At 36.1% G+C, this 13,080-nt stretch carries 13 protein-coding genes; 3 read left to right on the plus strand and 10 right to left on the minus strand.

The window, feature by feature from the left end; all coding sequences use genetic code 11:
• Positions 1 to 92: 92 nt before the first annotated feature.
• From AC27VX_RS06775 to AC27VX_RS06795, 5 genes are all read right to left on the minus strand, one after another.
• Positions 93 to 2,498 carry a 3-hydroxyacyl-CoA dehydrogenase/enoyl-CoA hydratase family protein gene (locus AC27VX_RS06775; RefSeq protein ID WP_236859079.1) on the minus strand — a complete coding sequence of 802 codons (2,406 nt, stop codon included), beginning with the start codon at positions 2,496 to 2,498 and terminating at the stop codon, positions 93 to 95.
• Positions 2,499 to 2,552: 54 nt separating this feature from the next.
• Positions 2,553 to 3,005: a MarR family winged helix-turn-helix transcriptional regulator gene (locus AC27VX_RS06780; protein ID WP_103233950.1), complete on the minus strand. Its 453-nt coding sequence runs from the start codon at positions 3,003 to 3,005 to the stop codon at positions 2,553 to 2,555.
• Positions 3,006 to 3,170: 165 nt separating this feature from the next.
• On the minus strand, positions 3,171 to 4,094 hold the full coding sequence (locus tag AC27VX_RS06785) for an ABC transporter ATP-binding protein (protein WP_488694584.1): 924 nt from the start codon (positions 4,092 to 4,094) through the stop codon (positions 3,171 to 3,173).
• 190 nt (positions 4,095 to 4,284) lie between these two features.
• The gene (locus AC27VX_RS06790; protein ID WP_488694586.1) at positions 4,285 to 5,256 is read right to left on the minus strand and encodes an iron chelate uptake ABC transporter family permease subunit; all 972 of its coding nucleotides are present in this window, start codon (positions 5,254 to 5,256) and stop codon (positions 4,285 to 4,287) included.
• Positions 5,257 to 5,275: 19 nt separating this feature from the next.
• Complete coding sequence (locus AC27VX_RS06795; RefSeq protein ID WP_488694588.1) at positions 5,276 to 5,845, minus strand: TlpA family protein disulfide reductase; 570 nt, start codon at positions 5,843 to 5,845, stop codon at positions 5,276 to 5,278.
• A 33-nt stretch (positions 5,846 to 5,878) separates the two neighbouring features.
• Between AC27VX_RS06795 and AC27VX_RS06800 the strand changes: the two genes are divergently transcribed.
• Complete coding sequence (locus tag AC27VX_RS06800) at positions 5,879 to 7,003, plus strand: ferredoxin--NADP reductase (RefSeq protein WP_236859083.1); 1,125 nt, start codon at positions 5,879 to 5,881, stop codon at positions 7,001 to 7,003.
• 56 nt (positions 7,004 to 7,059) lie between these two features.
• Positions 7,060 to 7,617 carry a SanA/YdcF family protein gene (locus tag AC27VX_RS06805; RefSeq protein ID WP_300690058.1) on the plus strand — a complete coding sequence of 186 codons (558 nt, stop codon included), beginning with the start codon at positions 7,060 to 7,062 and terminating at the stop codon, positions 7,615 to 7,617.
• Here the strand turns inward: AC27VX_RS06805 and tamL are convergent.
• Positions 7,614 to 10,214 (minus strand): translocation and assembly module lipoprotein TamL, encoded by a 2,601-nt coding sequence (tamL, locus tag AC27VX_RS06810; protein ID WP_488694590.1) that lies wholly within the window; start codon positions 10,212 to 10,214, stop codon positions 7,614 to 7,616. The genes AC27VX_RS06805 and tamL overlap by 4 nt on opposite strands.
• On the opposite strand from tamL, the gene AC27VX_RS06815 reads away from it, so the two are divergent.
• Positions 10,200 to 10,925 (plus strand): TrmH family RNA methyltransferase, encoded by a 726-nt coding sequence (locus tag AC27VX_RS06815; protein WP_236859086.1) that lies wholly within the window; start codon positions 10,200 to 10,202, stop codon positions 10,923 to 10,925. The genes tamL and AC27VX_RS06815 overlap by 15 nt on opposite strands.
• A gap of 74 nt (positions 10,926 to 10,999) precedes the next feature.
• On the opposite strand, the gene AC27VX_RS06820 is transcribed toward AC27VX_RS06815, so the two are convergent.
• The 4 genes from AC27VX_RS06820 to cmk form a co-directional block, all read right to left on the minus strand.
• Positions 11,000 to 11,497, minus strand: a complete 498-nt coding sequence (locus AC27VX_RS06820) for a phosphoribosyl-ATP pyrophosphatase (protein WP_236859087.1) — start codon at positions 11,495 to 11,497, stop codon at positions 11,000 to 11,002.
• 3 nt (positions 11,498 to 11,500) lie between these two features.
• Positions 11,501 to 11,809: a phage holin family protein gene (locus AC27VX_RS06825; protein WP_236859088.1), complete on the minus strand. Its 309-nt coding sequence runs from the start codon at positions 11,807 to 11,809 to the stop codon at positions 11,501 to 11,503.
• 80 nt (positions 11,810 to 11,889) lie between these two features.
• Positions 11,890 to 12,240, minus strand: a complete 351-nt coding sequence (locus tag AC27VX_RS06830) for a YtxH domain-containing protein (protein ID WP_236859089.1) — start codon at positions 12,238 to 12,240, stop codon at positions 11,890 to 11,892.
• A gap of 96 nt (positions 12,241 to 12,336) precedes the next feature.
• The gene (cmk, locus tag AC27VX_RS06835; RefSeq protein ID WP_488694594.1) at positions 12,337 to 13,011 is read right to left on the minus strand and encodes a (d)CMP kinase; all 675 of its coding nucleotides are present in this window, start codon (positions 13,009 to 13,011) and stop codon (positions 12,337 to 12,339) included.
• Between the last annotated feature and the right edge of the window lie 69 nt (positions 13,012 to 13,080).

Raw genomic sequence — 13,080 nt, forward strand, 5'->3', positions numbered from 1 at the left:
TTACAAAGCGATATTGATTTCTTCCAAACCTCTAATTCCCTGAAATTATGCATGTCAATACTTTTTACATTTTACATCCGACATTGTACAAATTAATTTCTTAACGGTTTACCATTCTGTAACATATACTGAATTCTCTCCAAAGTTTTTCTTTCTCCACAAAGTTGAAGGAATGTTTCTCTTTCAAGATTAAGTAAATATTGCTCAGTCACTACTGTTGGTTCAGAAAGATTTCCACCTACCATTACGTTAGCCAGTTTATCTGCAATTTTCTTATCGTGGGCAGAAATAAAGTTTCCTGTTAACATCTGATCTGTTCCTACATAGAACATACCTAATGCATCTTTCCCAAGAACTTTAACTTTTTGTTCGATAGGTTGTGTATAGCCTTGTTCTGCTAATAACTTAGCCACTTTTTTGGCTTCTGCAATCTGTCTGTTTTTGCTTACAGAAACAATGTCTTTTCCTTTTTCAAGAATACCCATGTCATAAGCTTCATAGGCAGAAGTAGCTACTTTACCCATTGCGATATTCATGAAAGCCTCTCGAAGTCTGTTGTTTTTAACATCATCATTATGAAATTCTCTGGAAGTTCTCAGAGTAAGTTCTTTAGTTCCGCCTCCGCCAGGAATTACACCTACTCCGGTTTCCACAAGACCGATATATGTTTCTGCAGCAGCAACAACTCTGTCAGCGTGCATTGTCATTTCACATCCGCCTCCTAAGGTCATTCCGTGTGGAGCAACAACTACAGGAATAGAGGAGTAGCGTACTCTCATCATTGATTTCTGGAAATAAGCGATTGCCATATTCAAATCATCCCAATCCTGCTCAATAGCCATCATAAGGATCATGGCAAGGTTAGCTCCTACAGAGAAGTTCGTTCCCTGATTTCCTACTACCAGTCCGTCATATTCTTTTTCAGCTAAATCAATAGCTCTGTTCAGCCCATCAAGAACCTCACCTCCAAGAGAGTTCATTTTTGAACGGATCTCGAAGTTGATAATTCCATCTCCCAAATCTTCAATAGACGCTCCGGAGTTGCTCCAAAGAGTTTTGTTTTTTCTGATATTATCTAAGATGATGAAAGCATCCTGACCCGGAATATTATTATAGCTTCCTGAGTTTTTATCGTAGTAGATGCTTTGCCCTTCATCGTTTACTTTGTAGAAAGTTTCTCCTTTTTCCGCTAAAGATTTTACCCAGTCTGAAACTTCGTATCCTGCATCTTTTGCAAGCTCAATACCTTTGGCTACACCTACTGCATCCCAGATTTCAAATGGTCCGTTTTCCCATCCGAAACCGGCTCTCATGGCATCGTCAATTTTATAAACTTCGTCAGAAATTTCAGGTACTTTATGCGAAACATAAGCGAATAGGGCTCCGAAAGATTTTCTGTACAATTCACCAGCTTTATCTTTACCACCAATTAGTACCTTGAACCTGTCAATTGGTTTATCAATAGCTTTTGTTAATTCCAGAGTAGGGAATGATGATTTTCCTTGAAGCTCATACTCCAGGGTATCAAGATTTAATCCGTGAATTTCAGATTTTCCATCTGCATTTTTCACTTTTTTATAGAATCCCTGCTCAGTTTTTGATCCTAACCATTTATTATCCATCATTGTCTGGATATAGGCTGGAAGAGCGAAGACATCATTAAAATTATTAGCCTCGGCACCGCTTTGACGGACACCATTGGCGACCATTACCAAGGTATCAAGACCTACAACATCAGCTGTTCTGAACGTTGCCGATTTCGGACGTCCGATAACAGGACCGGTTAGTTTATCAACATCAGAAACCGTAAGTCCCAGTTTCTGTACATTATGAAGAAGATCCATCATGGAGAATACTCCGATTCTGTTGGCAATGAAAGCCGGAGTATCTTTGGCTAAAACTGTTGTTTTACCTAAGAACTTTGCCCCATAGCTCATGTAGAAGTCTATAATCTCAGGATCCGTATCGTTGGTAGGAATAATCTCTAAAAGAGGAAGATATCTCACTGGGTTGAAGAAGTGGGTTCCTGCGAAGTATTTTTTGAAATCGTCACTTCTGCCTTCTGTCAGGAAGTGAATAGGAATACCTGATGTATTGGAAGAAATCAATGTTCCCGGTTTTCTGAACTGTTCAATCTTCTCGTATACTGACTTTTTGATATCAAGTCTTTCTACTACTACTTCAATGATCCAGTCTGTATTTTTTATTTTCTGAAGATCATCGTCGAAGTTTCCAACCTTAATTCTATCTGCAAACTTTGGTGAATAAAGAAGTGCAGGGCTTGCTTTTTTAAGTTTTTCAAAGTTTTCGGAAGCAATTCTGTTTCTTACTGCTTTGTCATCTTTGGTCAAACCTTTTTTTTGTTCAGCTTCAGTAAGTTCAAAAGGAACAATATCCAATAGTGATACTTCAACACCAATGTTGGCGAAGTGAGCAGCGATACCGCTTCCCATAATTCCTGAACCAAGAACCGTTACATGTTTGATTCTTCTTTTCATATGTAAATTTTTATTTTTATAAGATTACAGGCAACCCTGAGGTTTCCTTATAATTTATTTTCTGTTATTTAATAATTCGTTTGCTATTTTCATGATTTCAGTCATCACATCTTTGAAAGCGTCCATCTTTTCCGGGGCAATTTTTTCCATTACCTTCTTGTTAAAGTTGACAACGACTTCCTTTGACATATTTCTGGAGTTTAATCCTTTATCTGTAAGCTTTATGATAACCTCTCTTTTATCAGTGGTTGTCTTTTCCTTATAGATATATCCGTTATCTTCCAGAAGTTTGATGATTCTCGTTAAAGAGGTGGGTTCTATAGCCATCTTTGGGCCAAGATTCGTACTGCGGGTTCCTTCTTTGGGATCAATTTTAAGAAGGGTGAGGGCTTGTACCGCTGTCGAATCGTGCTCCTGGGCTAGTTCTGTGTACATTTTAGAAACAGCCAGCCAGGTCTGTTTTAAAATTAAATCTACGTTTTCTATTTTTTCCTTATTATTATCCATCATTTTTGCGCCAATGGTTTTACCCAAATTTAGTAAATATTATGCATGCATAGTATTTATTAACGTTAAATTTTGTTAATAACCTGACAGTAAATAGATTAAATTGTATGATTAGCATAATACTATGCATGCATAGTATGTGAATTAATTAAAAAAAAACCAGTATTAATGAATGTTTGTAATCAAATTAATGATTTCTTCAAAAGATTCACATTGGTATTTCGTTGAATCTTTAGTAATTACCCAAAAAGGGCTCTGAAACTCAAAATTAAGGGAAGACAGGTCTTTTGAGAAGTTTTTTTGAAGCAGAGAATACAACATTTCCTTGTAAAATGGAGGGGCCATGATAAAAGGCGGATTGAAAGTTTCATTTATCTGAAATAATGAAGCGTTGGTAAGCTCATTATGCAGAAGAAGGACATCTTCCACAACCCCTGAATAAAGCTGGTTATCTTTTACATACCATATTTTGTCTGCAAATTCTTTGGCCAGCCGCCAGTCATGAGATGAAAACAGAATAAGCTTATTTTGCTCTTTGGCGAGTTTTCTAAGGGTCTTAAGAATGATGATTTTATTCTTTTCATCCAGATGAGTAGTAGGTTCATCCAAAATGATAATAGGAGAGTTCTGGGTGATGGCCCTTCCTATAAAGGCTTTTTGAAGGTTTCCGTCGGAAAGATTTTTTAGAAGCGTATATCGGTATTGGTTTAAGTCAAGTTCTTCAATAATATGGGCAACTTCTTCCCGGTCTTCTTTTTTTAGTTCAAAGTAAAAAGGGTAGTAGATATATTTTCCCAATGAAATAAGGTCCTCAACTGTATAATGCTGTGGAATTAGCGACTTTGAAAAAACAATAGCTATATTTTCCGCAATTTCTTTTACAGAAAGATTATTTACATTTTTTCCATTAATTAATATTTCGCCGCTAAGCAAAGGAAGCTGATGCAGAATAGATTTGATCAGAGTAGTTTTCCCAACCCCATTATTACCAATTAGCAAACATACATCGCCAAGCTTCAAATTCGCATGGGCATTGGAAATTAATGTTGTATTGTAGCCGATATTGGCGTGTTTGATTTGTAAGTGCATATAGAGCCGGGTTGAACGTAAAGGAGCTATCTTTTACAAAAATAATGTTTTTGAGACGCAAAGAAATTGAATTTATTAAATTTTTATCATGTTTTTATTTTATAAACCATCTACAACTCTAGTCACTCCATTTTTGAAAACGCCAGATTGAAAATTAAGCAATCCTTTATAGCCTAGGGTTTTCCAACTATTACACTTTATTCTGTCTCAAAAGCATCATCAGAATCACAGGGATACCAAATACGGAGCTTATCACATTCAAAGGGATCTGTGATTTTTCTGCGATGACAGAGAAAAACAGCATGATCATCATTCCCAAAAGCATATTGAGAATCCATTGCTGCCACAATCTGGATGGATTATAGATGAGCCTGCAGAAATGCGGAACAATAATTCCTATAAATAAAATAGGTCCCAGAAATGCAGTAATAGAAGCCGATAGGAGGGACGAAGCTATTATTATTAAAAGCTTTAAGTGTTTAAGATTTACTCCTAAACTCTGGGCATAAGAATTTCCAAGAGAGTTTCCGATAAGAGGCTTTATAGCTTTGAAACAGATGAACATTCCCGCCATTACTAAGGTTAGTAAAACGTAAATCTGATTTCTCGTTACCATATTATTAGCTCCGAAAGACCATAAAATATAGTTTTTCAGGCTTTGGTTCTCTGCATAAAACTGAAGAAGGGAAACTATGGCTCCTGCAAAAGCGGACACAAGAAATCCGAAAATAATAAGATAAGATTTGTCCTGAAATTTATTAGACATTGATAATAATACCAGCATCAGGCCTAAACTTCCTCCAATTGCTGATAAGCTCAGAAAGCTGTTCTGTAAAAACTCCGGCAGCAAAATGCTGTGTGAAAAGAAAATATAGAAAGCAACGGATAAACTGGCTACGGAAGTTATTCCCAATATATCAGGCCCTGCCAATGGGTTCTGAAAGTATTCCTGCATCAGAAAACCTGAAGTAGGAATTGAAATTCCGGCCAGCAGCATTACCAAAACACGGTTGATGCGTATCTCAGCAATTTGATTGTGGGCAGAATCCTGAAAGAAGTCCTGAAATCCTAAACTTAAAAATCCTGTGTTCAGATTAATGGCTGCACTTATAACAATTGCAATCATCAATAATAAACACAGGATTTTAAATCTTTTTGACATGATTCAGAAAGAGCTCAGTCTATTTTTGTTTTAAGAAAGAATCTATTTTTGAATTCAACGCTTCGTCTGTCAACATTCCCAGAGATTCATCAGTTTTATCACCTCTTCTCATGAACGTAAAAGGAATAGAACCTCCGGTCCATTCTTTAAAATTAGTCGTGAAGAAATTCTTATCAAGCTTTTGTCCATCCAGTAAAATCACACTTCCTCCCAGGTTATTTTTTATAACAAAATCTTTAACGGCGGTATTCCATTCTGCTTTGTCATCAAGGTTTACAAAGGTGAATTTTACAGGCTTATCTTTCAATTCATCCATTTTACTTTTAAAACTTGGAATCTCTTTTACACACGGGCCACACCAGGTGGCAAAAAAATTAGTTACATATAAAGTGTCATTATTTTTAGCTAAATGTTCAGTGACTTTCTCAGGAGAAAGTTCTTTTGGGATATAAGTGCCTGCCTCTTCAGGAGTTGCAGGTTGAGTTACTGAAAGTGAGTCTGTAGTTGCAGTACCTTCAGTTTTCTGTCCTTCTTTTTTGCAGCTGTAAAGTGCCGCTACGAATAACGTGGATAAAATTATTTTCTTCATAAATTATTTTTTATCTATTTTTGAATTGAAGTTATGGAACAACAAATCTATAAAGGGAAACTGATACAGTTTCATCCGTTAAAAATAGCGAAAAAGGTAGAGCTGACCAAAAATACTTTTTCTCTGGAGTTTAATATTCCGGAGGATTTGAAAGAAAATTTCAGGTTTGAAGCCGGGCAGTTTGTAAGTGTTAAATTTGAATCACATGGTAAAAAGGTTATTAATGATTATTCAATGACCTCGGCTCCTTATGAGGGGAAAATATGTTTGGGGATAAAAGTGACTTCTTCTGAAGGCGATACCGCTCAGCTATTTGAGAATTATAATGAAGGTGATGAACTGTGGGTAAGCGAACCCGCCGGAAGATTTACAATAGGATCTAAGCCCAGTGAGTTCAGGACGATTGTTGCTTTTGCCGCCGGTATCGGGATTACTCCAATCCTGAGTCATTTTAAGAATATTCTTCATAATGAACCCAGAACAAGACTGTTTTTATTCTTTGGAAACAAAAGCTCGGAGGACCTTATTTATCTTGATCAGCTGGATCATCTTGCCAGAAAATTCGGAGACAGGCTTCAGATTTTTTACTTTTTCTCACAGGAGAAAACAGCTGACCAGTTTTTTTATGGAAGACTGGATGAAAAGAAACTAAATCTTATCATTAATCAGATTCTGCACCTGGATGATACTGATGAAGAATCTACAATATGGGATGCTGTAGATGAAGTTTTAATCTGTGGGAAAGGAGAAATGATCAAGACCTTGGCTAATGCCTGCTATCACCATGGGATTCCGAAAAAAAATATTCACTTTGAACTATTTGAAGAATATAATGACGATATTTATCCTGTAGAAAAAGAGTTTCCTCTTATCGAAAATATTGAGGTAGAATTTACAATGTTAGGAAAAAAATACAGCACTCATTTGCCTGATAACAGGAATAGAATTTTGCAAGAGCTTCTGATTCAGGGATTTCCGGCTCCTTACTCCTGCAAGTCGGGAATTTGTGGAAGTTGCGAATGTTTTTTAGAAGAAGGAGAGGTGGAACTGTTAGAAAATGAGTACCTTACAGAAAAAGAAGAAGAACAGGGACATATATTGGCTTGTATGTCTATTGTGAAAAGTAAAAAAATAAAGCTTAACTTTGATCTTAGTTGAGAGTTATTAGGAACATATTTAACTTAGGTTTTATATCATTAGAATTGGGAATTTTAATGATATGTTTCTGTAATGTCTGGGTTTTCGGGCTTACTAACGGGCGTACATACACTAAAATATCAAAAATACCACCTAGGGAAATCGCTTTGGTTTTGGGAACTTCTCCTAAAATGAGATCGGGGCTTTCTAACCCATATTTTACCAAAAGGATGGATGCGGCGGCTCTTCTTTATCACCATGGCAAAATCAAAAAGATCATTGTAAGCGGAGAGAAAAGCAAAGGGTATAATGAACCGGGTGCTATGAAAAATTATCTGATTTATCAGGAAGGCGTTCCGGAAGATATTATTATAGAAGATCCGAAAGGGTTTAACACCTATAAAAGTATCCTTCGCTGTAAGGATGTGTATAAAAAGAAAAATGTAATCATTGTGTCACAGGGGTATCATAACCTTCGGGCATTGTTTTTTGCAAGAAATAATGATATGAACGCATTAGGTTTTGATGCACAGGATGTTACAAAGCCTGAAAGTTTTTACAGAAATCAGGCGAGGGAAATCCTCGCCCGTGTGATAGCTGTAGTATATTTTATTTTAGGCGTTTCTCCGGATTAGAAAGGATATCCGAACGCGATGTTAAGAGTAGGCTTGAAAGGCTGGAAATATTTGAATCTCCATCGGTCACCATCTGGTTTATTCGGATCATAAATTTTATATGCAAGGTCTATTCTTGCGGTTACATACGCGATATTCACTCTCAGTCCAAATCCACTACCGATACCTACCTGTTTTATGAATTTATTGAATTTAAATTCATCTCCATATCCATCATTATAATTACGAAGACTCCAGGTATTACCAATATCAGTGAATAGAGCCCCTTCATAGGTTTTATTAAAAGGAATTCTGTATTCAACATTCGTAGTAAGCTTTACATTATCGGTCATATAGGTACGTACTCTTTCATCTACCTGAGAGTCTGCAGGACCTAATCCTCCAAACGCAACCCAGGCTCTGATATCATTGGATCCACCATTAAAATAAGATTTAATAATAGGCATATCCTGTGAATTTCCAAAAGGAATTCCAACTCCAATGAACTGACGAAGTACCAGGGTTTGGTTTCCGTTGAATTTGAAATACTTTCTGGTGTCTATATCGAATTTTATATACTGCGCATAAGGTATTCCGAAAATAGTTCTTTGGGGAGCGGTGACAACTCCTCCGTCATTGTCTTTTTTGTTGAATAAACTTAAAATATTACCTGCTAATTCTACTTTTCCGTTAAAATAGAAAGCATTGGGATATTCTTTTTTTCCAATTTCACTGTACACAAAGTTGTAAATCATGGAAGAGATAAGAACATCCTGTGTCTGTCTGTCTTTATTAACCAATGTTCCCCTGAATGCAGTTAAAAGATCAGCTCCTTTTTGGTCAAGATTTGCCCGGTAGCCTCCGTCATTCACAATATCTTTGGATACCTGATCTATGCTAAGCTGTCCTGATTCATACTTTTGGCCTTCAGTAGGATTATAGGCGAAGTAGTTACTGAATATTTCATCCTTGACCCTTCTGTCATTCACGAAGTAGTCGTAATAAGCATCTTTATTTTTAGTTAAACTGACCTGAGTGTTAAATAGGGTTAGCTTATGGTATACCTGATCGTTAACATTCGCCTGGTAATTCAATCCCGTATTAAAGATGATTCTACCCAATCCGATATTGTTCTGTATAGATGCTCCCAACAGAATGGAGGAAGTAGGGGTATATCGTTTGGGAATGAATTTATAATAATTAAAAGGAAGAAGTAATCTTGGGAAATTCAGAGACGTTTGCGCTGATATTTCATAGGCTGCCACCCTCTTGTTGATATCCTTTGTACTGATGATAGAACCAAATGTCCCGGAAAGGCTGGTAGACAGGTTTTCTGCACCTCTGAAAACATTTCGGGTCGTAAGATCTATAGAAGGAGAGATCCCCAGATTTAAAACCTGAGAATAATTAATGTCTGTTCCCACCTTGAGCTCATACTTTGGAAGAGGTTTAAGCACATATAAAACATCAATAATACTATCGTTAGGAGAGGTTATACCCCCTTGTCTTAAAGAGTCTCTTGCCTTGACAATACTAAAGTTATTCATAGACAAAAAGTTTCTTTTGGTCACATCCAATTTCTGCTGATCATATAGTTGTTTACTATCTACAATAATCGCTCTCCACAATGATGATATCTTATATTGATCATTCATTTTGTGGAATCTCACTCTTCTAAGGCTGTCTTTAACGGTGTTTTTAGGATAATCACTGGCTTTATCTACAATTGCTACATCGATATTTCCAAAAGTTGCTTTTTTATAAGGACGATCCAGAGAGTCTTTATGAATTTCCAGGGTAAGTGGAACCTGTTTCTTACTTTTCAGAGAATCGGCTACAAAATAAATTTCGTCATTTGTATTGTTGAATCTATAATATCCTGATTCTTTCATCAGGTCCGTGATTCTCGTCACTTCTCTTTCAAGAACGGTCTGATCAAGCACCTGTCCTGATCTTATTAAGGTCTTATCCAGATGACTGTTATAGATTTGTTTAATTCCCGGATCCGGAATATTAAAATAATAACCTTTAATATAAGTAGGCGTGTTGTGCTTTACGAAATAATCTACTGTTGCTTTTTTAGATGTTGAATCCAGCTTTTGTTTAAAACTTGCATCAGCTTCCCAAAAACCTCGGTATACAAGTCGCTTTTTAATAGATTCAGCACTTTTTTCGCTTCTTGTCTGATCGAGAATCACAGGAGGTGTTCCCCAGCTATGCAGAAGACGATCGAAAAATAAACTTTTACCTACCTCCTTTTTCATATCATATTTAATGAATAAAGAATCCCTTAGTTTCTGATTTCTCATTTCACTGGGATAGGTCATGTACTCATTAAGGATAGTATCATACTTTGGATTGGCCATATTGTACAAAGTAAGGCTTAATGGCATGAAAAGGAATTGCTTTTTATTAGGCTTCTGCTGAATATAATCTTTAAGTTCCTCATCGAAAAATTCTTTCTTATCCTCGAACTCTAAAGTGTTCTTAGTAAGCAGATATTCACCATCGGGAACTTTTTTTGTTGTACTACAAGCATAAAGGAGACCAACAAATGTTGCAAATGAGATAATTTTATAATATTTTTGAGGAGAATTCTTATAATGCTTACAGCTCATACAATAAAAGTTTTACAATCTTTAGATAAAAAGAAGTTCAGACAAAAATACAATTTGTTTTTGGTTGAAGGTAATAAAATCATTTGTGAACTTTCTAATTCTAATTTTAAAGTTAAAGAAATATTCTCAACCGATCCACAAAAATTGGACCGTAGTGATATCCCTGTTACTCATATCTCTGAAAATGAGCTGAAAAAAATCAGCTTTCTAAAAACCCCCAAAGATTCTGTTGCCGTTTGCTATCTGGCCGAAGAAGAAAAGATGGCCGATAAGAATATACAGCTTGTTTTGGATGGTATTCAGGATCCGGGAAATTTAGGGACTATCATACGGCTCGCAGATTGGTTTGGGATCGAACAGATTATCTGTAGTGAAGATACAGTAGATATTTACAATCCGAAAGTGATTCAGGCCACAATGGGATCTTTTACCAGGGTTAATGTAGTGTATACCGATCTTATAGAATATCTTTCTGCAACAGAAAATGTAAACATCGGAACAGATATGGAAGGGGAGAGTATTTATACTTTTAAAAAACCCGAAAAGATCAATCTGATCTTAGGAAATGAAGGGAACGGAATGAGACCGGAGACTGAAAAGCTTCTGCAGAAAAGTATTAGTATTCCGAGATTTGGGAAATCCCAGTCAACAGAAAGCCTGAATGTATCCATGGCTGCAGGGATTATTCTGGGGCAGTTGTTTTCAGAATAAAGCCGGAAACCAGAGGTTAGAAAACATCCAAAAGTGGACTGGTTTTTAATCTCTGGTTTCTAACTCTTTTACATTTATATAAGTTGTTCCATACTGGAAACACTTTTGTTTTTCTGATAAACTTCCATCTTTTTTCTGACATATTTCAGAGCGATAGGAGCGAGATAGATTAACGCTGCGCCAATAAGCTTTTTCTTCCAGTTGGAGCTTTTCATATTATTTTTGGCATAGTTTCCAACCATGGCAGTAACGCCCAGTTTGATAAGACTGTCTGTAATATTTCCTTTGAAGGCTGAACTTGCAAGCCCTACAGCGGTATTTTTACTGATCAGAAGATCCTTTACTTCAGAAGTGAGCTGCCTGGCAATGATATCTTTTCGCAGAACTACTTTTTCATCACCATCTTCATCTACCTTTTCCTGCAGATACTGATCACTCAGTCCGTTGGTAAAAGCACTGAGGCTTTCTTTCGTGTTTTTGAAGGTAAGAAGATTTTCCAGATCGCTTATTTCACTTTGAAGCAGTTTTTTCTTTCTTTTTAATTCTTCTATGCTCTCGTATTTTCTGCTCATAGTTTAATGGTTTAAAAATTTAATAACCTGATCTGCCACTGCGTTGACGATTTTATTTTTGAAAGCAATCACAAAAGCCATTATCAAAGCATAAAATGCAGCAACAATTAAGAATCCATAGGAGTAATTATCCAATGCCTTACCAATGAGAAAAGCTATTCCAAAGTTGAAAAGGATAATAAAAAAAGCAAAAGCAACAAGCAGTACTACAAAGTAGGTAATGAGCCCGGCAGAAAGAGAAGACTTTTCGGTGGCTTCAATTTTCAGAAGATCGATTCTCTTGGAGGCGTATTCTTTAATAGTTTCTATCATTGTTTTTTTTTAAAGTTACAAAAAAAGGAACTTTTGCACAAAAGTTCCTTTCTGTAATTTACTTAAAAAAGATAAATTACTTATTTTTTAAGATCGTTAAGCTCTGCTTCTACATCTTTTACTACATCTGCAGTTTTAGAAACAATCTGATCTTTATATTTATCATATCCATCTTTTACAGTATGCGCTACTGTATTTGCTGTTTCTTTGAATGTAGAAGAAATATTGCTGTATTGGTCTTTCATTTTTTCAGAAACCTCACCGTATTTATTTTTAGCCTGATCCTTAATATCATTGGCTTTGGTTTTGATTTTTTTTCTGGTTTCTTTTCCTTCTTCAGGAGCATAAAGCATTCCCAATATGACACCTGCTGCAGCACCCGCTAAAAGTCCTGCCAATATACCTGCTGTATTATTTCCTTTTCTAGACATTTTAAGTTTTTTAATAATTAATAATAGATTAGTTTTTTACAGTAATAAAACTTGCAATTTGTATACCAAAGGAGGTTTTAAGCCTATTAAAAAGTGTTAAATCTTTTCGATGTGAGATAAAATAAGAGCTATGGTTTCTTCTTTGGTCAGATTAGAATTATCAATAACGATAGCATCGTCAGCCTGCTTCAATGGGGCTATTTCACGCTCACTATCGATTTTGTCTCGCTCAATGAGGTTTTGTTTTACATGCTCTTTATCGGCTTCCAGTCCCAGGCTTTTTAATTCCAGAAATCTTCTGTTGGTCCTTTCATCAATACTGGCAGTAAGGAAAAATTTATAGTCCGCATTTGGCAGAACTACTGTCCCTATGTCACGTCCATCCATAATAACTCCGCCTTTTTCTGCCAAAGAACGTTGCGACTGTAATAAAAAGTCTCTTACTTCTTTCTGCTTGGCAACAAGGCTGACATTGTCAGAAACGATGTTGGTACGGATTTCTTTGGAGATATCGGTATGATTAAGAAAAAGAGTAAGTGTCCCATCGTTGTTTTTAAATTCAAGATTAATCTGGTCCAGTGAAGAGAACAGTATATTCAGATCAATCCCGCCATTTTCATTCAGACAATGCTGCATTGCGTACCAGGTAACACCTCTGTAAAGCGCCCCTGTATCCATATGAATAAGTCCCAACTGATCAGCGATGATTTTAGAGATAGAACTTTTTCCGGTAGACGAGTACCCATCGATAGCTATTACAGGTTTTTTCATATTGCAAATTTCTTGATTTTTTCTTAAAAATCAAGAGAAGCTGAGAAATTTCTTACTTATTTTAATATT

It is taken from the genome of Chryseobacterium sp. 14P4.3.2, from assembly GCF_057799275.1.